Genomic DNA, 24,492 nt, shown 5'->3' with positions numbered 1-24,492 from the left:
GCGCGCCAAAGAAGTGCGCAAGGGAGTGAATTGCAGATGCGTGGGAAATTCGGTCCGTGATGGCCGGGCTGGAGGGGCGTGCCCTGGCCGCGTTCGCCGCGATGGCGGGCTCGCTGCTGGGCGCGGCGCTGCAATTGCAGCAGGCCGAGCTGTGGCCCGCTGCGTTCTATGCCGGCCTGCTTGCCGGCGCAGGGGTGGGCTGGCTTGCGCTCCGCTCGCGGCGGCGGGGGCCGGCGGCCTGGCTGCGGCTGTTGCTGGCGTTGTGGCTCGGTGCGATGGCCGGGGGCGGCCTGGCAGGATGGCGCGCCACTGCGTATGCCGCCGGCGCACTGCCACCAGCCCTCGAAGGCCGCGACTTGCGTCTGGAAGGGCGGGTCGCGAGCATGCCCCAGCATGGCGCGGGCGGCCTGCGCTTTTCGTTCGAGGTGGAGTCGGCGAGCTGGATCGACGCCGCGTCGAAGGGTGAAGGTCCGCCGCGCGTGCCGTCGCGGATCTCGCTGGCGTGGTTCGCGCCGGGTGGCGGTCCGTGGGCTCGCGCCGAGGCCGGCGCGCCGGCCCTTGCAGGGGCCGGCCTCGGGCCGCTCCACGCGGGTGAGCGCTGGCGCTTTGCCGTGCGGCTCAGGGCGCCGCACGGCAGCCTCAATCCACATGGCTTCGATCACGAGCTGCGCATGTGGGAGCAGGGCGAGCACGCCAGCGGCCAAGTGCGCAACGGGGTTCGCGATCCGTCGCCCGAGCGCATGGCATCGGGCTGGCGCCACCCCGTGGAGCGCTTGCGCGAGGCGGTGCGCGATGTCGTATTCGAGCGCATCGGCGACCCGCGCCAGGCCGGTGTGATCGCGGCACTGGTCACCGGTGACCAGAACGCGATCGAGCGCGCCGACTGGGACGTCTTCCGCGCCACCGGCGTCGCCCACCTGATGTCGATCTCGGGGCTTCACATCACGATGTTCGCCTGGCTCGCGACGCTGGCGGCCGGTGCCCTGTGGCGCCGCAGCGCGCGCCTGATGCTGCGCTGGCCGGCGCAGCATGCCGCGCTGGTCGGCGGCGTGCTGCTCGCCACCGCCTATGCGGTGTTCAGCGGCTGGGGCGTGCCCTCGCGGCGAACCGTTCTGATGCTCGCCGCCATCGGCTTGCTGCGCCTCATGGGCCGGCGCTGGCCCTGGCCCTTCGTCTGGCTGTTCGCCTGCACGGTGGTGGTCGCAGCCGATCCGTGGGCGCTGATGCAGGCGGGTTTCTGGCTCAGCTTCGTCGCCGTGGGCGTGCTGTTCGCCGCCGAGGGGGCGGCGCCGGGCGGCGCGCCCGCCGGCATCGGCGCGCGCCTGCTGCGCATGCTGCGCGAGCAATGGGTGGTGACGCTGGCGCTGACGCCGCTCACGCTGCTGCTGTTCCAGCAGGTTTCGGCCGTCGGTCTGCTGGCCAATGCGATCGCGATTCCCTGGGTCACGCTGGTGGTGACGCCGCTGGCGATGCTGGGCGTCGTCGTGCCGCCGCTCTGGCACCTGGCCGCCGAGTCGGTGCAGGCCTTGCTCGCGGTGCTGGGATGGCTCGCGGCGCTGCCCTTTGCGAGCTTCTCGATGCCCGCGCCGCCGCTCTGGACCGCCGTGGCGGGCGTGGCCGGCGGTGCCCTGTTGGCGATGCGGCTGCCAGGGTCGGTGCGCGTGCTGGGACTGCCCCTGCTGCTGCCGGCGCTGCTGTGGCAGGCGCCAAGGCCGGCGGCGGGGGAGTTCGAGTTGCTGGCGGCCGACATCGGACAGGGCAATGCGGTGCTGGTGCGCACCGCCTCGCACAGCCTGCTCTATGACGCCGGGCCGCGCTACAGCCCGGAAAGCGATGCCGGCCAGCGCGTGCTGGTGCCGCTGCTGCGGGCGTTCGGCGAGCGGCTGGATGTCGTGGTCCTGAGCCACCGCGACAGCGACCACACCGGCGGCGCCGCCGCGGTGCTCGCCACGCAGCCGCAGGCGAGCCTGCTGAGTTCGATCGAGGACGGGCATCCCTTGCAGGCCGTGCGTCCGGCGCGGCGCTGCGAGGCCGGCCAGCGCTGGCGCTGGGACGGCGTCGACTTCGAGCTGCTGCACCCGCAGGGCGACGACTATGCGTCCTTCGTGCCGGCGAAGCCCAATGCCATCTCCTGCGTGCTGCGCATCGGCAACGGCCGCGCCAGCGTCTTGCTGGCGGGCGACATCGAGCGGCTGCAGGAAGCCGCGCTCGTGGCCCGCACGCCGGACCTGCGCGCCGATTTGCTGCTGGTGCCTCACCATGGCAGCAAGACCTCGTCGAGCGCGCTGCTGCTCGACGCGGTGCAGCCGCGCTTCGCGCTGGTCCAGGCCGGATACCGCAACCGCTTCGGGCATCCGGCCGAGGAGGTGGTGGCGCGCTACCGGGAGCGCGGGATTGCGTTGGCCGAGTCGTCCCGCTGCGGGGCGGCGACATGGTCGAGCAGCACGCCTTCGGCGCTGGGCTGCGAGCGCTTGCGAGGGCGGCGCTACTGGCATCACGTGCCGCCATGAAGTCGGGCAGGCGCGATATCCGCCATCTTCCGGAAGGGTTTGGCCTTGAACTTGCTAAGCTATGGTCAAGGAGATTGGTCGTCCCATGCACAAATTCGATGAGATGTACGAGCAGCTGCCCTACCACGGCGCGGCAGTGCGAAGCCACTACAAACGTTACGACCAATGGCTCGCCCGGCAGCCCGCCGAGGTGATGCAGTCGCGGCGGGAGGAGGCCGAGCTGATCTTTCGCCGGGTCGGCATCACCTTCGCGGTCTATGGCGCGAAGGACGAGGATGGCTCGGGCACCGAGCGCCTGATCCCCTTCGACCTGCTGCCGCGGATCATCCCGGCCCACGAGTGGGCGTCGATGGAAAAAGGCCTGGTGCAGCGCGTCACGGCGCTCAACCGCTTCATCCACGACGTCTACCACGGCCAGGAGATCGTCAAGGCCGGCGTCATTCCGGCCGAGCAGATCCTGAACAACGCCCAGTACCGCCCCGAGATGGTGGGCGTCAAGGTGCCCAACGACATCTACTCGCACATTTCGGGCATCGACATCGTGCGCGCCCCCGATGCCCAGGGCAACGGCGAGTACTACGTGCTCGAGGACAACCTGCGCGTCCCCAGCGGCGTCAGCTACATGCTCGAGAACCGCAAGATGATGATGCGGCTGTTCCCCGAGCTGTTCAGCCAGAACCGGATCGCGCCGGTCGCGCACTATCCCGACCTGCTGCTCGAAACCCTGCGCGCCTCGGCCCCGCCCGCCACCGCCGAGCCCACCGTGGTGGTGCTGACGCCCGGCATGTACAACAGCGCCTATTTCGAGCACGCCTTCCTGGCGCAGCAGATGGGCGTCGAGCTGGTCGAGGGTCAGGACCTGTTCGTCAAGGACGACTTCGTCTACATGCGCACCACGCGCGGGCCGCGCCGGGTCGACGTCATCTACCGCCGGGTCGACGACGACTTCCTCGACCCCGAGGTGTTCCGCCCGACCTCGACCCTGGGTTGCGCCGGCCTGATGCGCGCCTACCGCGAGGGCAACGTGGTGATCTGCAACGCGGTCGGCACCGGCGTCGCCGACGACAAGTCGATCTACCCGTACGTGCCGAAGATGATCGAGTTCTACCTCGGCGAGCAGCCGATCCTCAAGAACGTGCCGACCTACATGTGCCGCAACAAGGACGAGCTGGCCTACACGCTCGACAACATGAAGGACCTGGTGGTCAAGGAGGTGCACGGCGCCGGCGGCTACGGCATGCTGATCGGCCCGGCCGCGACCCAGGCCGAGATCGAAGACTTCAAGAAGGCCGTGCTGGCCAAGCCCGACGGCTACATCGCGCAGCCGACGCTGAGCCTGTCGACCTCGCCGACCTTCGTCGATGCCGGCATCGCGCCGCGCCACATCGACCTGCGGCCCTTCGTGCTGTCGGGCAAGGAAGTGCAGATGGTGCCCGGCGGCCTCACGCGCGTGGCGCTCAAGGAGGGCTCGCTGGTGGTCAACTCGTCGCAGGGCGGCGGCACCAAGGACACCTGGATCCTCGAGGCCGATCGCAGCGCCAAGCCGCGCGCCCCGGCGCCTTCGCAGTCGCAAAACCAGTCCTGATCAGAGAGCACACGGAAGCACACACCCATGATGTTGTCACGCACCGCCGATCACCTCTACTGGATGTCGCGCTACACCGAGCGGGCCGAGAACACCGCGCGCATGCTCGACGTCAACTACCAGACCTCGATGCTGCCGCAGTCGGCCGAGGTGGCCCAATACGGCTGGCAGGGCCTGCTGTCGATCAGCGAGCTGCTGCCGCTCTACAACGAGAAGCACGAAGGGTTCAAGCCCGACGAGGTGATGGAGTTCATGGTCAAGGACGAGTCGAATCCGTCGTCGATCCTGTCCTGCCTGCGCGCGGCGCGCGAGAATGCGCGGGCGGTGCGCGGCTCATTGCCCACCGAAGCCTGGGAGACCCAGAACACCACCTGGCTCGAAGTGAACCGGATGCTGCGCGCGGGCGATTTCGAGCGCGACCCGGGGCAGTTCTTCGAATGGGTCAAGTTCCGCTCGCACCTGTCGCGCGGCGTGACGCTCGGAACGATGCTGCAGGACGAGGCCTTCTATTTCTCGCGCCTGGGCACCTTCCTCGAGCGCGCCGACAACACGGCGCGCCTGGTCGACGTCAAGTTCCATGCGCTCAACAGCGAATTCTTCGGCACCGCCACCGAAGAGGACCAGGAGTACGACTTCTACCACTGGAGCGCGATCCTGCGCAGCGTCTCGGCCTTCGAGGTTTACCGCAAGGTGTACCGCGACGTCATCAAGCCCGAGCGCGTGGCCGAACTGCTGATCCTGCGCGCCGACATGCCGCGTTCGCTGCACGCGAGCCTGCGCGAGGTGGTCGACAACCTCGACATGGTCAAGAACGAGCAGAGCGCCGAAACGCAACGCCGAGCCGGCAAGCTCTTGGCCGACCTGCAGTACGCACGGGTCGACGAGATCCTCGCGACCGGGCTGCATGCCTACCTGACGCAGTTCCTCGATCGGGTGAACGAACTGGGGTGGCGGATCAGCCAGGACTTTTTGGTGCCTGGGCACTGAGGCCGTTGATGCGCGGCCCTGTCAGGCCGCAGTGGCCTGACGCACCGCGCGCTCCCAGCGGGCCATCGATTCCTCGGCCTGTGGTCGCCCGATCGTCGGCATGAACCGCCTCTCGATCCGCCACAGTTTCGACAACTGCCCCACGTCGCTGTAGACCCCGGTCGACAGCCCCGCCAAGTAGGCAGCCCCCAGCGCCGTGGTCTCGGTGACCTCGGGCCGCACCACGGGAATCCCCAGCAGATCCGCCTGGAACTGCATCAGCAGGTCGTTGACGCAGGCCCCGCCGTCCACCCGCAATTCCGCCACCGGCGCGCCGCCCGCGGCCATCGCGTCGCGGCTCATCGCCTGCAGCAGCGCGGCGCTCTGGTAGGCGATGCTCTCCAGCGCCGCGCGCGCGATGTGGGCGACCGTGGTGCCGCGCGTCAGGCCGGTGATGATGCCGCGCGCATCGGCGTCCCAGTAGGGCGCGCCGAGCCCGGTGAAGGCCGGCACCATCATCACGCCGCCGGCATCGGGCACGCTCTCGGCCAGCGCCTGCACTTCGGCGCTGCCCTGGATCGCCTTGAGGCCGTCGCGCAGCCACTGCACCACCGCGCCGCCGACGAAGACGCTGCCTTCCATCGCGAACTGCGGCGTGGCGCTGGTCTGCGCCGCGCTGGTCACCAGCAGGCCGTTGTGCGAGGGTTGGAAGGCCCCGCCCGTGTGCATCAGCAGGAAGCAGCCGGTGCCGTAGGTGTTCTTCGCCATGCCGGMCTCGAAGCAGGCCTGGCCGAACAGCGCGCTCTGCTGGTCGCCTGCGACGCCACCGATCGGCAGGCTGCGCCCGAGCAGGGCCGCATCGATGTCGGCGAAATGCGCGCTCGAGGGCCTGACCGCGGGCATCAGCGAGGCCGGGATGTCGAGCGCCTTCAGCAACTCGGCATCCCAGGCGTTGCGGTGCACGTTGAACAGCATCGTGCGCGAGGCGTTGCTGACGTCGGTCGCGTGCACCTTGCCACCGGTCAGCTGCCAGATCAGCCAGCTGTCGACCGTGCCGAAGGCCAGCTCGCCGCGCTCGGCCGCAGCCCGCGCGCCGGGCACGTTGTCCAGCAGCCAGCGCAGCTTGGTGGCCGAGAAGTAGGCGTCGATCACGAGTCCGGTCTTCTCGCGGATCGCGTCGGCCATGCCATCCTCGCGCAGCCGCGCGCACAGCGGCTCGGCGCGGCGGTCCTGCCAGACGATCGCGTGATGCACCGGCTGGCCGGTCTTGCGGTTCCACAGCAGGGTGGTCTCGCGCTGGTTCGTGATGCCGACCGCGTGGATGTCCGCGGCGGCCATGCCTGACTTCGACAGCACCTCGCGGGCGGTGGCCAGCTGGCTCGTCCAGATCTCCATCGGATCGTGCTCGACCCAGCCGGGCCGCGGGTAGATCTGCGTCAGCTCCCGTTGGGCGATGGCGACGACGCGGCCGTCGCCGTCGAAGACGATGCTGCGTGAGCTCGACGTGCCCTGGTCGAGGGCGAGCAGGTAGGTCATGGCAGGAATCCTTCAGGTGTCGCGTGCGATCTCGCAGCGCACCTGGGCGCGCGCTAGAAGCTCGGGGAAGGGCGGCGGCGGCTCGGCATCGGTGAACAGGCAGTCGATCTGCGACAGCTTTGCCAGCTCGATCATCGCCGGCCGGTTGAACTTGCTGGCGTCCGCCGCCAGCCAGACCTCGCGCGCCTGCGCGATGATGGTTTGCGCCACCTTCACCTCCCGCAGGTCGAAGTCGCGCAAGGTGCCGTCGTCCTCGATGCTCGAGACGCCGATCAGCGCGATGTCGACCTTGAACTGGCGGATGAAGTCGACCGTCGCCTCGCCCACGATGGCGCGGTCGCGCAGCCGTACCGAGCCGCCCGCGACGATCACCTCGCAAGACGGGTTGTCGCTCAGGATGCTGGCCACATTGAGGTTGTTGGTGATCACGCGCAGCCCGGTGTGGCGCAGCAGCGCCTTGGCGATCGCTTCGGTGGTGGTGCCGATGTTGAGGATCAGCGAGCAGTCGTTGGGCACCCGCGCCGCCACCGCCCGCGCGATCCGCGCCTTGCCTTCGGCATGCAGGTTCTCGCGTTGCCGGTAGCCGATGTTCTCGGTGGTCGAGCTTGGCACCCGCACGCCGCCGTGGAAGCGCGTCAGCAGGCCCTCGTCGGCCAGCCGCTGGACGTCGCGGCGCACGGTCTGGAGCGTCACGCCGAGCATCTCGGCCAACTGCTCGACGGTGACCGAGCCGCGTGAGCGGACGGTGTTGAGCAGCTTGAGCTGGCGGGGGTTGGAATTCACGGGGAATGGGAAAAGCAGCGCGCCCTACTTTAGAACGAACTAAAACGAATGGACTTCAGGGTTAACGACTAGGAAAATCGCGCCGTAAGGAACCAAAATGAAAAGATTCGAAAGCGAAACAGCAATTGTTCGTGAAGTCAATCACATCGCACCTGAAGCCACTTCCGTGAGCGCCACCGCCTCGACACCGAACGCCTTCGCCGCCGACTGCGATGTTCTCATCGTCGGCGGCGGCATCAACGGCTGCGGCATCGCGCGCGATCTCGCGGGCCGTGGCTGGCGCGTGCTGCTGTGCGAGAAGGAMGACCTGGCTGCGCACACCTCGTCGTCGTCGACCAAGCTGATCCACGGCGGCCTGCGCTACCTCGAGTACTACGAGTTCTCGCTGGTGCGCAAGGCGCTGCAGGAGCGCGAGGTGCTGCTCAAGAGTGCGCCGCACATCATGTGGCCGCTGCGCTTCGTGATGCCGCACGACCCGTCGATGCGGCCGGCCTGGATGATCCGCATCGGCCTGTTCCTGTACGACCACCTGGCGAAGCGCGAGGTGCTGCCGGGCTCGCGCACGATCGACCTGCGCCGGCACGAGGCCGGCGCGCCGCTCAAGCCCGAGTTCAAACGCGGCTTCGTCTATTCGGATGGCTGGGTCGACGATGCGCGCCTGGTGGTGCTGAACGCGATCGACGCCCGCGCCCGTGGTGCCGAGGTGCTGACGCGCACCCGCTGCGTGCATGCGCAGCGCAGCGTCGACGGCTGGACTGCCGTGCTCGAAGGCCCCGACGGCCGGCGCACGGTGCGCGCCCGGGCGGTGGTGAACGCCGCCGGGCCATGGGCCGAGGCCTTCCTGCGCGGCGTGGCGCACCCGGTGCACGGCGAGGCGCTGGCGACCCGGCACCTGCGGCTGGTCAAGGGCAGCCACATCGTGGTGCCGCGGCTCTTCGGCCACGACCACGCCTACATCTTCCAGAACCCCGACAAGCGGATCATCTTCGCGATCCCCTACCAGGACGACTTCACGCTGATCGGCACCACCGACATCGAACTGCAAGGCGACGACCCGGGTGCCGCGCACATCGCCGAGGACGAGATCGACTACCTCTGCGCCCAGGCCAGCCGCTATTTCGCCCAGCCCGTGAGGCCCTCGGACGTGGTCTGGACCTACTCCGGCGTGCGGCCGCTGCTCGACGATGCATCGGGCGATCCGTCGGCCGTGACGCGCGACTACCTGCTCGAAACCAACACCGCGGCGGCGCCGCTGCTGTCGGTGTGGGGCGGCAAGATCACCACCTTCCGCAAGCTGGCCGAGGACGCGGCCGACGAAGTGGGGCGGATGCTGGGCGAGACCCGCGCCGCCTGGACCGATGGCGCCTTCATGGCCGGCGGCGACCTGTCGGGCTGGATCGGCGCCACCACGCGCAGTACGCGGCCCGACAACGATTTCGCGCGCTTCGTGGCGGCGGTGCAGGCGCGGCATCCGTGGCTGGAGCTCGCGCTGGCGCGCCGCCTGGCGCGGGCCTACGGCGCGCGAATCTCCGAAGTGCTCGGCGACGCCGCCTCGATGGCCGACCTGGGGCCGGCGGTGGCGCCCGGCCTGCACGAGCGCGAGCTCGACTATCTGCGCGCGCAGGAATGGGCCTGCAGCGGCGACGACGTGCTGTGGCGCCGCTCCAAGCTCGGCCTGCGATTCACGCCGCAGCAGCGCGGCCAGGTGAGCGCCTGGATGCAGCGGCATGCCCGTTCGAAGGAAGGAGCCCCATGCAGCTGACACTCGATCGCGTCACCAAGAAGTCGGGTCCGCAGACCTGGCTCTACCCGCAGAGCATCGCGCCGAAAAGCGGCGCGGTGACGGTGCTGCTGGGCGCCACGCAGGCCGGCAAGACCAGCCTGATGCGCCTGATGGCCGGGCTCGACGCGCCGACCGAGGGGCAGGTGCGGGTCGACGGCAAGGACGTGACGGGCGTGCCCGTGCGCGAACGCAACGTGGCGATGGTCTACCAGCAGTTCATCAACTATCCGTCGCTGAAGGTGGCCGACAACATCGCCTCGCCGCTGCGCCTGCGGGGCGAGAAGAACATCGAGGCGCGGGTGCGCGAACTGGCCGACCGGCTGCACATCGGCATGTTCCTCGACCGCTATCCGGCCGAGCTCTCGGGTGGGCAGCAGCAACGGGTGGCGCTGGCCCGTGCGCTGGCCAAGAACGCGCCGCTGATGCTGCTCGACGAGCCGCTGGTGAACCTCGACTACAAGCTGCGCGAGGGCCTGCGCGAAGAGCTCACCCAGCTTTTCGCGAGCGGCGACTCGACCGTCGTCTATGCCACCACCGAGCCCGGCGAGGCGCTGCTGCTGGGCGGCTACACGGCCGTGATGGATGCCGGCGAACTGCTGCAGTACGGGCCGACCGCCGAGGTGTTCCACGCGCCGCAATCGCTGCGGGTGGCGCGCGCCTTCAGCGACCCGCCGATGAACCTGATGGCCGGGCGCGTGGTCGCCGGCGGCGTGCAGCTGGAGGGCGGCCCGCTGCTGCCGCTGAACCTTCCGGCCGGGGTCGACGGCACGGTCACGGTCGGCCTGCGCGCCAGCGCGCTCAACGTCGGCGCGGGCGAGGGCGACTTGGCTTTGCCCGGCAAGGTCGAACTGGCCGAGATTTCCGGATCCGACACCTTCGTCCACGTTGAGACGCTGGTGGGCGAACTGGTCGCGCAACTGACCGGCGTGCACCGCTTCGAACTCGGCGCGGCGATCACGCTGTATTTCAGCGCATCGCAAGCCTATGCGTTCGACAGCGGCGAGCGGCTCGCGGTCGCGCCGCAATGGCGCAGGAAAGGCTGACATGGCACGCATCGACCTGGACCTGGCCCATGCCTACCGCCCGAACCCGGTGCAGGAGAGCGACTACGCGCTGCTGCCGCTCAAGATGAGCTTTCGCGACGGCGGCGCCTATGCCTTGCTCGGCCCCTCGGGCTGCGGCAAGACCACGATGCTCAACATCATCTCGGGCCTGCTGGCGCCGTCGAAGGGCAGCGTCAAGTTCAACGGCCGCGACGTGACGCTGGAGACCCCGCAGCAGCGCAACATCGCGCAGGTGTTCCAGTTCCCGGTGATCTACGACACCATGACCGTGGCGCAGAACCTCGCGTTTCCGCTGCGCAACCGCAACATGCCCGCCGAGCAGATCCGCAGGCGCGTCGGCGAGATCGCCGAGATGCTCGACATGAGCGGCCAGCTCAACCAGCGTGCGGCCGGCCTCGCAGCCGATGCCAAGCAGAAGATTTCGCTCGGGCGCGGCCTGGTGCGCAGCGACGTCTCCGCGGTGCTCTTCGACGAGCCGCTGACCGTGATCGACCCGCATCTCAAGTGGCAGCTGCGGCGCAAGCTCAAGCAGATCCACCGCGAGCTCAAGCTGACCCTGATCTACGTCACGCACGACCAGGTCGAGGCGCTGACCTTCGCCGAGGAAGTGGTCGTGATGACGCGCGGCAAGGCGGTGCAGATCGGCAGCGCCGAGGCCTTGTTCGAGCGGCCGGCCCATACCTTCGTCGGCCATTTCATCGGTTCGCCGGGGATGAACTTCCTGCCGGTGCGCAGTGCCGGCGGCACGCTCGAGATCGCGGGCACGCGTCTGGCGGCGACCCGCGAGCTGCCCGAGGGCGCGCTCAAGCTCGGCATCCGGCCCGAGTACGTGGCGCTGGTCGAGGCCAACGCGCCGGGCGCGGTGCCCGCCACCCTGACGCAGGTGCAGGACGTCGGCACCCACCTGATGCTGAGCGCCCGGGCCGGCGAGAGCGCCGTCAAGGCCCGGCTGGCATCGGATGCCACGGTGCCGGCGCCCGGCGCCACCGTCTGGCTGCAGGTGCTGGGCCGCAAGAGCTGCTTCTACCGCGACGAGGAACTCGTATGAGCGCAGCGCCGGGCCGCCCCAAGCAAGCTCGCACCGCAATGCGAAGCATGGAGGTGCTTCAATGAACGGCTACAACAAACCGCTGAACCAGAAGGCGTGGTGGCTGGTGCTGCCGGTGCTGCTGTGCGTCGCCTTCTCGGCCATCGTGCCCTTGATGACGGTGGTCAACTATTCGGTGCAGGACATCATCTCGCCCGAGCGCCGGGTCTTCGTCGGCACCGAGTGGTTCGCCGCCGTGATGCGCGACGACGAGCTGCATGCGGCGCTCGGGCGGCAGCTCGGCTTCTCGATCGCGGTGCTGGTGGTCGAGATCCCGCTCGGCATCTGCCTGGCGCTGTCGATGCCGGCCACCGGCTGGAAGGCCTCGGCGGTGCTGGTGGTGGTGGCGCTGTCGCTGCTGATCCCATGGAACGTGGTCGGCACCATCTGGCAGATCTTCGGCCGCGCCGACATCGGGCTCTTCGGCTACACGCTGCAGAAGCTGGGCATCGACTACAGCTACACCGGCAACGCGCGCGATGCCTGGTTGACCGTGCTGCTGATGGACGTCTGGCACTGGACGCCGCTGGTGGCGCTGCTGTGCTTCGCCGGCCTGCGCTCGATCCCCGACGCCTACTACCAGGCGGCGCGCATCGACGGCGCCAGCAAGTTCGCGGTGTTCCGCTATATCCAGCTGCCGAAGATGCGCGGCGTGCTGGTGATCGCGGTGCTGCTGCGCTTCATGGACAGCTTCATGATCTACACCGAGCCCTTCGTGCTGACCGGCGGCGGGCCCGGCAATGCGACCACCTTCCTGAGCCAGTACCTGACGCAGAAGGCGGTGGGGCAGTTCGACCTGGGCCCGGCGGCGGCGTTCTCGCTGATCTACTTCCTGATCATCCTGCTGCTGTGCTTCGTGCTTTACAACTGGATGCTGCGTGTCGGCACGCTCGAGGTGGAGGAAGAGAAATGAACGAGCGCCGCTTCCGCAAGCGCAGCGTCTTCCTGCTGCTCTACCTGGTGTTCGCGCTGCTGCCCATCTACTGGATGGTCAACATGAGCTTCAAGACCAACGAGGAGATCCTGTCGAGCTTCTCGTTCTTCCCGCAGAGCTTCACCTGGGAGAACTACAGGCGCATCTTCACCGACGAGTCCTGGTACTCGGGCTACATCAACAGCCTGATCTACGTCGGCATCAACACCGTGATCTCGCTCACGGTGGCGCTGCCGGCGGCCTATGCCTTCTCTCGCTACACCTTCCTCGGCGACAAGCATGTGTTCTTCTGGCTGCTGACCAACCGCATGACGCCGCCGGCGGTCTTCCTGCTGCCTTTCTTCCAGCTCTATTCGACCGTCGGACTGATGGACACGCACCTGGGCGTGGCGCTGGCGCACCTGCTGTTCAACGTGCCGCTGGCGGTCTGGATCCTCGAAGGCTTCATGAGCGGCATCCCGCGCGAGATCGACGAGACCGCCTACATCGACGGCTACTCGTTCCCGCGCTTCTTCCTCACGCTGTTCCTGCCGCTCATCAAGGCCGGCGTCGGCGTCGCGGCCTTCTTCTGCTTCATGTTCAGCTGGGTCGAGCTGCTGCTGGCGCGCACGCTGACCAGCGTCAACGCCAAGCCGATCGTGGCGACCATGACGCGCACCGTGAGCGCCTCGGGCATGGACTGGGCCACGCTGGCGGCCGCCGGCGTGCTGACCATCGTGCCCGGCGCGATCGTGATCTGGTTCGTGCGGCACTACATCGCGAAGGGCTTCGCGATGGGGAGGGTCTGATCATGTTCGACTGGATGGTCTGGACCACCCCGGTGGCCGTCTTCTTCACCTGCATCGCGCTGATGCTGGTCGGCATGACCGTGTGGGAGCTCAAGTCGCCAACCACGCTGCGGCGCGGCTGGCTGCCGCTGGAGACCACGCGCGGCGACCGGCTCTTCATCGGCTTGCTGACCGCGGCCTACGTCAACCTGATCTTCATCGGCCTGGCCGGCAGGTTCCAGGAGTGGTTCGGCCTCGAGGCCGAACCATCGATCTGGATCAGCTTCGTCCTTTCGATGGGCGTGCTTGCGCTGATCATGCGAAAGGGCTGAGTCTTTTTTTTTTGTCCATCGGACCGGCCCTCCGCTTTCCCGGGGCCGGCTCCGAAAGAACCGGGAAGCGCCATCGAGGAGACAACCATGAAGATTCGCTACACAGCAATGGCTCTGGCAGCGGCGACTTTCGCCTTGCAGAGCGCATGGGGCGGGGAGGCGGAGGCCAAGAAATGGATCGACAGCGAGTTCCAGCCGTCGACCCTCAGCAAGGAGCAGCAGGCGGCCGAAATGAAGTGGTTCATCGACGCCGCGAAGAAGCTGCAGGACAAGGGCGTGAAAGAGGTCGCGGTGGTGTCGGAGACCATCACCACGCACGAGTACGAATCGAAGACGCTGACCAAGGCCTTCGAGGAAATCACCGGCATCAAGGTCAAGCACGACATCATCCAGGAAGGCGACGTGGTCGAAAAGCTGCAGACCTCGATGCAGTCGGGCAAGTCGATCTATGACGGCTGGATCTCCGACTCCGACCTGATCGGCACCCACTACCGCTACGGCAAGATCATGTCGCTGACCGAGTACATGGCGGGCGCCGGCAAGGAATGGACCAATCCGGGGCTCGACGTGAAGGACTTCATCGGCACCAGCTTCACGACGGCGCCCGACGGCCAGCTCTACCAGCTGCCCGACCAGCAGTTCGCCAATCTCTACTGGTTCCGCGCCGACCTGTTCGCGCGCAAGGACCTGCAGGACAAGTTCAAGGCCAAGTACGGCTACGACCTCGGCGTGCCGCTCAACTGGAGCGCCTACGAGGACATCGCCGAGTTCTTCACGGCCGACGTCAAGACCATCGACGGCAAGCCGATCTACGGCCACATGGACTACGGCAAGAAGGACCCGTCGCTGGGCTGGCGCTTCACCGATGCCTGGCTCTCGATGGCTGGCACGGCCGACAAGGGCATCCCGAACGGCATGCCGGTCGACGAGTGGGGCATCAAGGTGGCGGCCGACAAGTGCACGCCGGTCGGCGCCTCGGTGGCGCGCGGCGGCGCGACCAATTCGCCGGCTGCGGTCTACGCGCTTACCAAGTACATCGACTGGATGAAGAAGTACGCGCCCAAGGAGGCCACCGGGATGACCTTCGGCGAGGCCGGGCCGGTGCCCGCGCAGGGACAGATTGCGCAACAGATCTTCTGGTACACCGCTTTCACGGCCGACATGACCAAGCCCGGGCTGCCGGTGGTCAACGCGGACGGCTCGCCGAAGTGGCGCATGGCGCCCGGCCCGAACGGCCCGTACTGGAAGCAGGGCATGCAGAACGGCTACCAGGACGTCGGCTCGTGGACCTTCTTCAAGGCCCATGACCCCAACAAGACAGCGGCGGCCTGGCTCTATGCCCAGTTCGTCACTTCCAAGACCGTCTCGGCCAAGAAGAGCGTGGTGGGCCTGACCTTCATCCGCGAGAGCGACATCCGCCACGAGTACTTCACGCAGAACGCCAACAAGTACGGCGGGCTGATCGAGTTCTACCGCAGCCCGGCGCGGGTGGCCTGGACGCCGACCGGCACCAACGTGCCCGACTACCCGAAGCTGGCGCAGTTGTGGTGGAAGAACGTGGCCGAGGCGGTCACGGGCGAGAAGGCGCCGCAGAAGGCGATGGACAACCTGGCCGAGGAGATGGACAACGTGATGGGCCGCCTGGAGCGCGCCGGCATGGCCAAGTGCGCGCCCAAGCTGGCGCCGAAGGGCGACCCGGCCAAGATGCTGAGCGACGAGCACGCGCCGTGGAAGAAGCTCGCGAACGAGAAGCCGAAGGGCGAGACCATCGACTACGACAAGCTGCTGACGGCCTGGAAAGAAGGAAAAGTGCGCTGAAGCCCGCGGCGCTCAGTTGAGCGCCTGCTGGAGATTGCGGCGCGCCGCGGCTTCCAGCAGCTGGCGCAGCGACGCGGTCCGATACAGCGGCTCGCGGGCCAGGAAGCGGCCCAGGATCTCGCGCCGCCGCGGTTCGAAGACCTCGGGCGGGATGTGCGCGTACTCGATGCGGATCTGCCGCTCGTACTCGGCGAAGCGCTCGGGCGGGGCGCCGAGGATCGCGAGGTCGATGTCGACCAGCAGCTGCGCATCCTTGCCTTCCGGCACGGCCTCGTGGCGCGTGGCCATCACGAGCGCATGCACGCGCTCGGCAGCCTCGGGCGCGGCGCCGGCGTCGCGCAGTGCGCGCCGCGCCCAGTCGGCGCTGCGCGCCTCGTTGTCGTGCCGGCCGATGTCGTAGACGGCGTCGTGGAAGCAGAGCGCCAGCGCGACCTCGCCGGGGCGCCCGGCCTGGCTGCGCTCGCGCTCGAAGTGCAGCAGGCACTCGGCCAGGTGCTGGCGCGCGTGGTAGGCGCGCTGCGGCTCGTCGTAGCGCGCCAGCAAGCGGTCGAAGAGCGCGTCGTCCGGGGCGTCCACGCCGAGGTCGTGCCACGCGTCGGCCCATGACCTGCGCAGCGCTGCGGTGTCCATCACTGCTCCATCGCCGCCCGCACTTCGCGACCCAGATCGATCACCGACATCGCGTAGTAGCTGCTCCAGTTGTAGCGCGTGATGACGTAGAAGTTGCGGGTGCCGGCGACGTAGCTCGGCGCGTCGTAGCCGTTCTGCAGCTCGACCAGTGCCAGCAGGCCGGGGTGCCTGAGCGCCTCGCCCTGGAGCACCGCGCCGCCGGCGACAAAGGCATCGACGCTGAAGGTCGGCACGATGTCCGGCGCCAGCAGCACCGACTTCAGGAGCCGGGATTCGTCGAAGCTCACCGGGAAGATCGGCGGCAATCCCGGCTGCCAGCCGAAGGCCTTGAAATAGCTCGCCACGGAGCCGATCACGTCGGCCGGGTTGTGGACCAGGTCGATGCGTCCGTCGCCGTCGAAGTCCACCGCGTATTTCGCGATGCTGCTCGGCATGAACTGCGGCATGCCCATGGCGCCGGCGTAGCTGCCCAGCGGCACCATCGGGTCTTCGGCGGTACGGCTCTCGGTGCTCAGGAAACTCTCGAGTTCGCCGCGGAAGAAGGCCTGGCGCTCGGCCGCGCGCGGATGCGCCTGCGGGAAGTCGAAGGCCAGCGTGGCGAGGGCGTCGATGACGCGGAAGCTGCCCATGTTGCGGCCATAGATGGTCTCGACGCCGACGATGCCGACGATGATCTCGGGCGGCACGCCGTAGCTTGCCTCGGCCCGCGCCAGGGTTGCGGCGTTGTCGCGCCAGAAACGCATGCCGGCGGCGATGCGGACCGGGTCGATGAAGCGGCTGCGATAGACCTGCCAGTTCTTCGGCGTGCCGCTCGTCGCGGGCAGCATCAGCTGCGGCACGTGGGGCAACTGCCGCGCATTGCCGATGGTCGCCCGTACCCAGGCGGGGTCGAGGTCGCGCCGTGCCGCCACCTCGTCGGCGAACTGCATGGCGTCGGGGCGCGTGGCGTAGGGAATGCCGCCGCGCACCGTGGCGCTGCGCTTGTCCTTCGCAGCCTGGGCCGCGGCGGGCGCCGCCGCGAGGAAGGTGGCTGCCAGGAGGAAGGCCGGCAGGGCGTTGAGGAGAAGGCGTCGCATCGCGTCGATTGTGCCGCCGGCGCGGCCCCTGTCCCGAACCGACACAAGTGGTTTCAGCGCGGCCATGCAAGCCGGCGAAATTCGCGGCGCAGGCTCGACAGCGCCTCGGCCGGGGCTCTTGCATAGCGCTGCGCCTCGAGGCGCAGCAGCCATTGCCGCGCCGGCTCCGCGCCGCTGCCGAAGCGCTCCGACAGGCAGGCTGCCATCTGGCGCGGCGAAGCGCCGACGGGCACTGCGATGCCGGCTCGCTGCAGCCGCGCGCGGGCCCGGCCCAGCAGCCGCAGCCAGGGGTCGTGCTGGCTGCGCTCCCAGAGCGTCCAGCCGGCACCCGCCAGGCTCGCGACCACCAGCAGCGCGAGCAGCACCAGTACCAGGTCCTGCAGGCTGGGGGCCTCGAAGCCGAGGGTCTTGAGCAGGTCCAGCTGCCGGCTCTGCGTGTAGTTGAGCACCCACTGGTTCCAGCCGTTATTGACGGCCTCCCAGGCGGCGCGCAGGTTCTGCGACAGGGTCGGATTCATGGCGCCGATCGCGCCGGCGATGAGGCCGGGCTGCGGTGCCAGCCGGCGGAACTGGCCGACCCGGTCGGGCGAGATCGCGCCGGTCGGATCGACCCGCGCCCAGCCGACGCCGGCCTGCCAGACCTCGGCCCACGCATGGGCGTCGCTGTTGCGCAGCACCCAGAAGTTGTCGACGCCGTTGATCTCGCCGCCCTGGTAGCCCGTGACGATGCGGGCCGGAATGTCGAGCGCGCGCATCAGCACCACGAAGGCCGAGGCGATGTGCTCGCAGAATCCTGCCTTGCGGTCGAACCAGAACTCGTCGGCGGTGTCGTCGCCGTAGAGGCCGGGCTCCAGCGTGTAGGCGTAGCCACCGGTGCGCAAGCGCTGCAGCACGTTCTGCACCAGGGCCGGCGTGGCGGCACCGGCCAGCGCCGGATCGGCTCGCATCTGCGCCGCCAGCGCCACCGTGCGCGGGTTCGAGCCCGGCGGCAGGGCGACGTAGGCCTGGAGCGCGGCCGTACGGCGCGTCGGGCCGCTCTCGAACTGGGTGAAGCTTTCGGCCCGGAAACGCACCAAGTCGCCGATCGGCCGGTTGGCGATCCATTGAAGCTCCGGGGTCCCGAACAGTTCGTAACCAGGCAGCTCGGGCCGGGTCGGCGTGGCGTCGAGCGTCAGCACCCAGGGGCGGTTCGCGGGTTCCAGGGTGACTTCGTAGCCGACCGACGGGCCGCGCACCCGCAGGTCCCGCGGCAGGAGGCTGCGCGAGAAGGGCGGCGGTGCGGTCCATTCGCGGCCGTCGAACTGCGACAGCACCGGGCCGCGGAAATAGAGCGTCGTGCGGGGCGGCACGCGGCCGTCGTCGAACTTGATGCGCGCCGCGATGCCGTCGTCGAGCGCGAGCGCGGCCATGGTGCCGACGCGCATCGTGCTCGACAGCCCGGTGCGCCCGGTCATGGYGTCGTTCGGCGTGCCCCACAGCGGCGCCATGCGCGGGAACAGAAGGAACAGCACCAGCATGATCGGCGCGCCCAGCATCGCCATCCATCCGGCGGTGCGCGCGGCCTGCGCCAGCGGCGGCCTGCCCACCGGCATGTGGGCGTTGACCAGCGCGGTCAGCAGGCCCAGCAGCGCCAGCAGCATCGCGAAGGCGGTCGCGAGCGATTGCGAATAGAAGAAGTTCGTGAGCATCGTGAAGAAGCCCAGGAAGAAGATCACGAAGGCATCGCGCCGGGCCCGCAGCTCCAGCGTCTTCAGCGCCAGCAGGATGACCACCAGCGTCACGCCGGCATCGCGGCCCAGCAGCGTGCGATGGGTCAGGTAGGTCGCGACCAGCGTCAGGGCGAGCAGGGCGATGCGCCAGCCCTTGCCGGGCAGCGGGCGGCCCTGCACCGCCAGCGTGCCGCGCCACAGCAGCACGATGGCGGYCAGCGCGCTGCACCACCACGGCAGGTTGGGCGCCTGCGGCAGCAGGATGAGGCCGATGACACCCAGCAGGAAGAGGGTGTCCCTGGCATCGCGGGGCAGGGCCTGCAGCCTGGCGCTCAGCATAGGGCGAGCAGCTCCAGGCATTGCCGCTTGTGCGCTTCGCCCTGCGACGGTGCCACCGCGCGGCCGGCCATGCGCAGGCCATAGTCGACGCCCAGTCGGTCCGCCATCAACACCCAGGCGCAGAGCCGGGAGATCCGTGCTTCCTGATCCGGCAGTCCCGCGGCCTGGGCGTCGAGCCAGAGTTCCTGCCGCTGCACCTGCTGCGTATCCCGGCTCACGAGATCGTCGGATCCCATGGCCTGCGCCTGCGCCGCACGCTTCCAGACCACCCGCTTCAAGGGATCGCCGCGGCGATAGGCGCGCACCCCGTCGTATTCGCCGGAGGGGTGGGCGCGCAGCGCGGCCGACGCGGCCTGGCCGGCCAGCGGTTCGCCGGCGGGCAGCGGCGGCGGATGGGCCTCGGGCGCCGGATAGACCAGCACCTTCGAGGCCGGCCGCCACACGGTCCAGACCCGAAATGTGCCGAGCGGAAAGCGGGTTTCCGCGGTCAGCGTCGGAACCGGGTGCAGGCCGCGGCGCTCGGGCCTGAAGGCCACCTCGACCGTGGCGCTGCCTTCGGCCGGTACGTCGCACCAGGCCCACTGGCCGCTGCGGTGTACCGCGAGGCCGATGCCGTAGCGCGTGCTGCGGCGCGCGTTGTCGAGCACCACGCGGAACACCGCGGCGGCCCCGGCATAGCGCGGCTCGGGCGCCAGCAGGTGCAGCGCCAGGCCGCGCAGCGTGGCATGGCACACATACATGCCGACCGCCACGCTGCCGGCCAGCAGGAAGGTCAGCAGGTAGCCGAGATTGAGCTGGTAGTTGATCGACGCGACCAGCAGCAGCAGCAGCGTGGCCGCCAGCATCCAGCCGGCCCGGGTCGGCACGATGTAGACATTGCGCTGCGTCAGCTCGAGCGCATCCGAGGGCGGGCGCCGCGTCAGGAACCAGCGATCGATACGCTGGCGCAAGGGCGCGTGGCGCTCGGCGAGCCAGGCGCGGGCGGGCGCCGGTGCCTTCACGGCAGCGGCACCGCCGCGATCATGGCGCGCACCTGCTCGACCGCGCCGCGGCCGGCATCGCCGACCGGCGTGAGCCGGTGCGCGATGGTCTGCGGCAGCACCGCCTGGACATCGTCCGGCGCCACGTAGTCGCGATTGGCCAGCAGCGCCTGCGCCTTGGCCGCGCGCAGCACCGCGATGCCCGCGCGCGGCGAGAGGCCCTGCAGGAACCAGCGGCCCGAGCGGGTGGCGGCCATCAGGTCCTGCAGGTAGCTCAGCAGCGGCTCGGAGGCGTGGACCTGCAGCACCCGCTGCTGCAGCGCCGTCAGCTCGCCGGCGGTCAGCAGCGCCGGCAGTCCGGCCAGCATCTCGCGCCGGTCGGCGCCCGCGAGCAGCTCGCGTTCGGCCGCGCGGTCGGGGTAGCCGAGCGAGATGCGCATCAGGAAGCGGTCGAGCTGCGACTCGGGCAGGGCGAAGGTGCCGAGCTGGTCGTGCGGGTTCTGGGTCGCGATGACGAAGAAGGGCGTCGGCAGCGGCCGGGTCTCGCCCTCGACCGTGACCTGCTTCTCTTCCATCGCCTCCAGCAGCGCGCTCTGGGTCTTGGGGCTGGCGCGGTTGATCTCGTCGGCCAGCAGCACCTGGGCGAAGATCGGGCCCGGGTGGAACACGAAGGCCTGCTGGCCGCGGTCGTAGATCGCGACGCCCGAGAGGTCGCCCGGCATCAGGTCGGCGGTGAACTGAACGCGCGAGAAATGCAGCCCGAAGGTGTGCGACAGCGCGTGTGCCAGGGTGGTCTTGCCGACCCCGGGCACGTCCTCGATCAGCAGGTGGCCGCCGGCCAGCAGGCAGGCCACGCAATCGCGCACCTGCGCCTCTTTGCCCACGATCACCGTGTTAAGCTGGCCGAGCAAACTGGCGAGCTTCGCGGCGACGTCCATTTTTGTATCCATATGCAAACAATACCGTAAAGCCCGGCGGGCCCATGCCGCATGGGGGTACGACGTGATTCGATCCATGGGTAAAACCGGCTATTTCACACACCGCGATTGCTGGAAGCACGACATGGGGCCGGGCCATCCCGAATGCCCCGCGCGGCTCGATGCGATCGAGGATCGCCTTCTGGTCACCGGCGTCGGCGACGCCCTGGAGCGGATCGAGGTGCCGCTGGCCACCTTGCCGCAGATCACGCGGGCGCACAGCGTGGCCCACATGGAGCATCTCGAGGCCCTGAGCCAGCGCCTGGTCGAGGATGCGCCGGCCGGCGGCCCCGATCATGCGCAGATCGATCCCGACACCTCGCTCACCCGCTTCACGCTGCTGGCCGCCCGGCGCGCCGCCGGTGCCGCCATCGCGGCCACCGACGCCGTGATCGCCGGGGCCGTCGACAACGCCTTCTGCGCGGTGCGCCCGCCCGGCCACCACGCCTGCCGCGACAAGGCGATGGGTTTCTGTTTCTTCAACAATATCGCGATCGCGGTGCGCCATGCGATCGAGGAACACGGGCTCGAGCGGGTGGCGGTGGTCGACTTCGACGTCCACCACGGCAACGGCACCGAGGACATCCTCAGCAACGACCCGCGGGTGCTGATGGTCGGCATCTTCCAGCATCCGTTCTATCCGTACAGCGGCACCGATCACCCGGCGCCGAACATGCTCAACCTGCCGGTGCCGGCCTACACCAAGGGCATGGACGTGCGCGAGCTGATCGAGGCCTGCTGGATGCCGCGGCTGGAGGAATTCAAGCCGCAGATGATCTTCGTCAGCGCCGGCTTCGATGCCCATCGCGACGACGACCTGGGCCAGCTGCGGCTGAACGAGCACGACTTCGGCTGGATCACCGGCCGCGTGGTCGACGTGGCGCGCCGGCACGCCAAGGGCCGCATCGTCTCGATGCTCGAAGGAGGCTACAACCTCGATGCGCTGGCGCGCAGCGTCGAGGAGCACCTGCGCGTGCTGGCCGATCTCTAGCGGGATGAACTTCAGCGAGTTCAGCCAGAAGCTGGGCCAGATCCAGGCCCGCGGCCTGTGGATCGAGATCGCGATCCTGGTCGGCTGCGTGCTCGTGGCCTGGGCCGTGTGCCGGTGGTTCGGGCGCGACCAGCCGAAGGATTCGATCTGGTTCGGCCAGCGCACCATCGACGGCCTGCTGTTCCCTGTTCTTTCGCTGCTGTTCACCGACCTGGCGCGGCGGGCGGTGATCGGCTTCCAGCCGGTGCTGGTGCTGCGCATCGCGGTGTCGGTGTTCGTCTCGCTGGTGGCGATCCGCTTCTTCGCCCGGGTGCTCAGCGCGGTCTTTCCGGCCTCGGCGATGGCGCGACTGGTGGAACGCACCATTTCCTGGATGGCGTGGATCGGCGCCGTGCTCTGGATCGTCGGCCTGCTGCCGCCGGTGCTGGCCGAACTCGACGAGATCACGCTGGCCTTCGGCCGCTCGCGCGTGAGCCTGCGCACCATTCTCGAGGGCACGCTGTCGGCCGGCCTGGTGCTGGTGATCGCGCTCTGGATCTCGGCCACCATCGAGAAGCGCATCCTGCGCGAGGCGGTGGCCGATCTCTCGATGCGCAAGGTTGCGTCGAACGCGATCCGCGCCTTCCTGCTGCTGATCGGCCTGCTGTTCGCGCTGTCGGCGGTCGGTGTCGACCTGACCGCGCTGTCGGTGCTCGGCGGCGCACTCGGCGTCGGCCTGGGCCTGGGGCTGCAGAAACTGGCGGCCAACTATGTCAGCGGCTTCGTGATTCTGCTCGAGCGCTCGATCCGCATCGGCGACAACGTGCGGGTCGACGGCTTCGAGGGCCGCATCACCGACATCAAGACCCGCTACACGCTGGTGCGCGCGGGCAACGGCCGCGAGTCGATCGTGCCGAACGAATCGTTGATCACGAGCCGGGTCGAGAACCTTTCGCTGGCCGATCTCAAGTTCAACGTCACGACCAGCATCGTGGTCGGCTACGACAGCGACGTGGCGCAGGTGCAGACCATCCTTTGCGAGTCGGCGGTGGCGCAGCCGCGCGTGTTGCAGGACCCGGCGCCGGTCGCCTTCCTGCTGAACTTCGCGCCCGACGGACTCGAGTTCACACTCAACTTCTGGGTCTCCGATCCCGACAAGGGCAGGGACAACCTGCGCTCGGCGATCAACGTCGCGATCCTCGAGGGCCTGCGCCGGGCCGGCATCGAAATTCCGTACCCCCAGCGCGTGGTCCGCGTCGAGTCGTTACCTGTCGGTACTTCTCCGGCCCCGGCAGCTCGCCTATAATCTCAAAAAAGCACGACCGTTCTTTTTCTTCGAGTCTCAGCCCCCCTGATTGAAATGAACAGTCCTCGCGGAGGCCGGCGCCTAAAATTGCCGGCTGCCTGCAAGCCCCGATTTCTCAAATCAATGGAGTCCAACCCATGAAGATTCTTGTCCCCGTCAAGCGGGTCGTCGACTACAACGTCAAGGTGCGCGTGAAGAGCGACGGCACCGGTGTCGACATTGCCAACGTGAAGATGAGCATGAACCCCTTCGACGAGATCGCGGTCGAAGAAGCGGTGCGCCTGAAGGAAAAGGGCGCGGCCACCGAGATCATCGCGGTGTCYTGCGGCGACGCGAAGTGCCAGGAAACCCTGCGCACCGCGATGGCCATTGGTGCGGATCGCGGCATCCTGGTCGAGACGACCGAAGARCTGCAGCCGCTGGCGGTGGCCAAGCTCTTGAAGGCGCTGGTCGACAAGGAACAACCGGCCTTGATCATCCTGGGCAAGCAGGCGATCGACGACGACGCCAACCAGACCGGCCAGATGCTGGCGGCGCTGGCCGACCTGCCGCAAGCCACCTTYGCSWSSAAGGTCGAGATCGACGGCGACRAGGTCAAGGTCACGCGTGAGGTCGACGGCGGCCTGGAGACGATTTCCCTCTCGCTGCCGGCCGTGATCACCACCGACCTGCGCCTGAACGAGCCGCGCTACGTGACTCTGCCGAACATCATGAAGGCGAAGAAGAAGCAGCTCGATGTGGTGAAGCCTGAGGAMCTGGGCGTGGATGTCAAGCCGCGGCTGAAGACCTTGAAGGTCAGCGAGCCCCCGAAGCGTGGCGCCGGCATCAAGGTGCCCGATGTGGCCACTCTCGTCGAGAAGCTGAAGAACGAAGCGAAGGTCCTCTGAAGCCCTTGCGGGACAGACCGCAGCGCGAAGCGCAAGCTCTGTCCCCAACCGATCAGATGAATTTTTGGAGCAAAGAATGACCGTACTTGTTATTGCCGAACACGACCACGCCACGCTCAAGCCGGCGACCCTCAACACCGTGACCGCGGGCCTTGCCTGCGCCAGCGGCGACGTCCACGTGCTGGTGGCCGGCGCCAATGCCGCCGAAGCCGGCAAGGCCGCCTCCCAGGTCGCGGGCGTCTCCAAGGTGATCGTCGCCGACAGCCCCAGCCTGGCCGAGAACCTCGCGGAGAACGTCGCCGCCCAGGTGCTGGCCATTGCCAAGAACTACAGCCACATCCTGTTCCCCTCGACCGCCAACGGCAAGAACGTCGCGCCGCGCGTGGCCGCCAAGCTCGATGTGGCGCAGATCAGCGATGTCACCAAGGTCGACAGCCCCGACACCTTCGAGCG

20 protein-coding genes and 1 pseudogene are annotated in these 24,492 nt (G+C 68.6%); 14 read left to right on the top strand and 7 right to left on the bottom strand.

Going from position 1 to position 24,492, the window contains the following annotated elements:
- Nucleotides 1-59 precede the first annotated feature (59 nt).
- The 3 genes from AC1D2E_RS07190 to AC1D2E_RS07180 all read left to right on the top strand — a co-directional run bounded on the left by AC1D2E_RS07190 (nucleotide 60) and on the right by AC1D2E_RS07180 (nucleotide 5,082).
- Nucleotides 60-2,510 carry a DNA internalization-related competence protein ComEC/Rec2 gene (locus AC1D2E_RS07190; RefSeq protein ID WP_478196803.1) on the top strand — a complete coding sequence of 817 codons (2,451 nt, stop codon included), beginning with the start codon at nucleotides 60-62 and terminating at the stop codon, nucleotides 2,508-2,510.
- Between the two features lie 85 nt (nucleotides 2,511-2,595).
- Nucleotides 2,596-4,095: a circularly permuted type 2 ATP-grasp protein gene (locus AC1D2E_RS07185; RefSeq protein ID WP_478196756.1), complete on the top strand. Its 1,500-nt coding sequence runs from the start codon at nucleotides 2,596-2,598 to the stop codon at nucleotides 4,093-4,095.
- Between the two features lie 30 nt (nucleotides 4,096-4,125).
- Nucleotides 4,126-5,082 (top strand): alpha-E domain-containing protein, encoded by a 957-nt coding sequence (locus AC1D2E_RS07180; RefSeq protein WP_478177604.1) that lies wholly within the window; start codon nucleotides 4,126-4,128, stop codon nucleotides 5,080-5,082.
- Between the two features lie 21 nt (nucleotides 5,083-5,103).
- Here the strand turns inward: AC1D2E_RS07180 and glpK are convergent, their stop codons facing one another.
- Both glpK and AC1D2E_RS07170 read right to left on the bottom strand, forming a co-directional pair.
- Nucleotides 5,104-6,597 carry a glycerol kinase GlpK gene (glpK, locus tag AC1D2E_RS07175; protein WP_478196755.1) on the bottom strand — a complete coding sequence of 498 codons (1,494 nt, stop codon included), beginning with the start codon at nucleotides 6,595-6,597 and terminating at the stop codon, nucleotides 5,104-5,106.
- Between the two features lie 12 nt (nucleotides 6,598-6,609).
- The gene (locus tag AC1D2E_RS07170; protein ID WP_478196754.1) at nucleotides 6,610-7,380 is read right to left on the bottom strand and encodes a DeoR/GlpR family DNA-binding transcription regulator; all 771 of its coding nucleotides are present in this window, start codon (nucleotides 7,378-7,380) and stop codon (nucleotides 6,610-6,612) included.
- Nucleotides 7,381-7,477: 97 nt separating this feature from the next.
- On the opposite strand from AC1D2E_RS07170, the gene glpD reads away from it, so the two are divergent.
- From glpD to AC1D2E_RS07135, 7 genes are all read left to right on the top strand, one after another.
- Nucleotides 7,478-9,142 (top strand): glycerol-3-phosphate dehydrogenase, encoded by a 1,665-nt coding sequence (gene glpD, locus AC1D2E_RS07165; protein ID WP_478196753.1) that lies wholly within the window; start codon nucleotides 7,478-7,480, stop codon nucleotides 9,140-9,142.
- Nucleotides 9,133-10,206: an ABC transporter ATP-binding protein gene (locus AC1D2E_RS07160; RefSeq protein WP_478196752.1), complete on the top strand. Its 1,074-nt coding sequence runs from the start codon at nucleotides 9,133-9,135 to the stop codon at nucleotides 10,204-10,206. The genes glpD and AC1D2E_RS07160 overlap by 10 nt, the downstream gene beginning before the upstream one ends.
- A gap of 1 nt (nucleotide 10,207) precedes the next feature.
- Entirely contained in the window at nucleotides 10,208-11,275 is a 1,068-nt protein-coding gene (locus AC1D2E_RS07155; RefSeq protein WP_478196751.1) for an ABC transporter ATP-binding protein, read from the top strand.
- A gap of 61 nt (nucleotides 11,276-11,336) precedes the next feature.
- A complete protein-coding gene (locus AC1D2E_RS07150; RefSeq protein WP_478177593.1) occupies nucleotides 11,337-12,227 on the top strand; it encodes a carbohydrate ABC transporter permease in 891 nt (296 codons plus the stop codon).
- Nucleotides 12,224-13,036 carry a carbohydrate ABC transporter permease gene (locus AC1D2E_RS07145; protein WP_478196750.1) on the top strand — a complete coding sequence of 271 codons (813 nt, stop codon included), beginning with the start codon at nucleotides 12,224-12,226 and terminating at the stop codon, nucleotides 13,034-13,036. The genes AC1D2E_RS07150 and AC1D2E_RS07145 overlap by 4 nt, the downstream gene beginning before the upstream one ends.
- Before the next feature lie 2 nt (nucleotides 13,037-13,038).
- On the top strand, nucleotides 13,039-13,347 hold the full coding sequence (locus AC1D2E_RS07140) for a DUF2160 domain-containing protein (RefSeq protein WP_478196749.1): 309 nt from the start codon (nucleotides 13,039-13,041) through the stop codon (nucleotides 13,345-13,347).
- Nucleotides 13,348-13,434: 87 nt separating this feature from the next.
- The gene (locus AC1D2E_RS07135; RefSeq protein ID WP_478196748.1) at nucleotides 13,435-15,165 is read left to right on the top strand and encodes an ABC transporter substrate-binding protein; all 1,731 of its coding nucleotides are present in this window, start codon (nucleotides 13,435-13,437) and stop codon (nucleotides 15,163-15,165) included.
- Nucleotides 15,166-15,177: 12 nt separating this feature from the next.
- Here AC1D2E_RS07135 and AC1D2E_RS07130 read toward each other — a convergent pair whose 3' ends face one another.
- From AC1D2E_RS07130 to AC1D2E_RS07110, 5 genes are read right to left on the bottom strand one after another with little or no spacing between them, the layout of a single operon-like run.
- Nucleotides 15,178-15,795, bottom strand: coding sequence for an HD domain-containing protein (locus AC1D2E_RS07130; protein WP_478196747.1), 618 nt, complete (start codon nucleotides 15,793-15,795; stop codon nucleotides 15,178-15,180).
- The gene (mltB, locus tag AC1D2E_RS07125; protein WP_478196746.1) at nucleotides 15,795-16,871 is read right to left on the bottom strand and encodes a lytic murein transglycosylase B; all 1,077 of its coding nucleotides are present in this window, start codon (nucleotides 16,869-16,871) and stop codon (nucleotides 15,795-15,797) included. Before mltB ends, AC1D2E_RS07130 begins: the two co-directional genes overlap by 1 nt.
- A gap of 53 nt (nucleotides 16,872-16,924) precedes the next feature.
- Nucleotides 16,925-18,919 carry a transglutaminase TgpA family protein gene (locus AC1D2E_RS07120; protein ID WP_478196745.1) on the bottom strand — a complete coding sequence of 665 codons (1,995 nt, stop codon included), beginning with the start codon at nucleotides 18,917-18,919 and terminating at the stop codon, nucleotides 16,925-16,927.
- A complete protein-coding gene (locus AC1D2E_RS07115; RefSeq protein ID WP_478196744.1) occupies nucleotides 18,913-19,920 on the bottom strand; it encodes a DUF58 domain-containing protein in 1,008 nt (335 codons plus the stop codon). The genes AC1D2E_RS07120 and AC1D2E_RS07115 overlap by 7 nt, the downstream gene beginning before the upstream one ends.
- Nucleotides 19,917-20,837: an AAA family ATPase gene (locus tag AC1D2E_RS07110; protein ID WP_478196743.1), complete on the bottom strand. Its 921-nt coding sequence runs from the start codon at nucleotides 20,835-20,837 to the stop codon at nucleotides 19,917-19,919. Before AC1D2E_RS07110 ends, AC1D2E_RS07115 begins: the two co-directional genes overlap by 4 nt.
- Before the next feature lie 76 nt (nucleotides 20,838-20,913).
- Between AC1D2E_RS07110 and AC1D2E_RS07105 the strand changes: the two genes are divergently transcribed.
- The 4 genes and pseudogenes from AC1D2E_RS07105 to AC1D2E_RS07090 all read left to right on the top strand — a co-directional run.
- Nucleotides 20,914-21,867, top strand: coding sequence for a histone deacetylase family protein (locus AC1D2E_RS07105; protein WP_478177584.1), 954 nt, complete (start codon nucleotides 20,914-20,916; stop codon nucleotides 21,865-21,867).
- Between the two features lie 4 nt (nucleotides 21,868-21,871).
- The gene (locus AC1D2E_RS07100) at nucleotides 21,872-23,152 is read left to right on the top strand and encodes a mechanosensitive ion channel family protein (protein WP_478196742.1); all 1,281 of its coding nucleotides are present in this window, start codon (nucleotides 21,872-21,874) and stop codon (nucleotides 23,150-23,152) included.
- A 137-nt stretch (nucleotides 23,153-23,289) separates the two neighbouring features.
- Nucleotides 23,290-24,039 carry an electron transfer flavoprotein subunit beta/FixA family protein gene (locus tag AC1D2E_RS07095; RefSeq protein ID WP_478196741.1) on the top strand — a complete coding sequence of 250 codons (750 nt, stop codon included), beginning with the start codon at nucleotides 23,290-23,292 and terminating at the stop codon, nucleotides 24,037-24,039.
- A gap of 76 nt (nucleotides 24,040-24,115) precedes the next feature.
- A pseudogene (locus AC1D2E_RS07090) lies at nucleotides 24,116-24,492 on the top strand (electron transfer flavoprotein subunit alpha/FixB family protein); the annotation flags it as partial.

The organism is Variovorax sp. P1_H2 (genome assembly GCF_056405295.1).
Note: the sequence above shows the minus strand (reverse complement) of the source record. Positions and strands in the feature narration are given on the sequence as shown.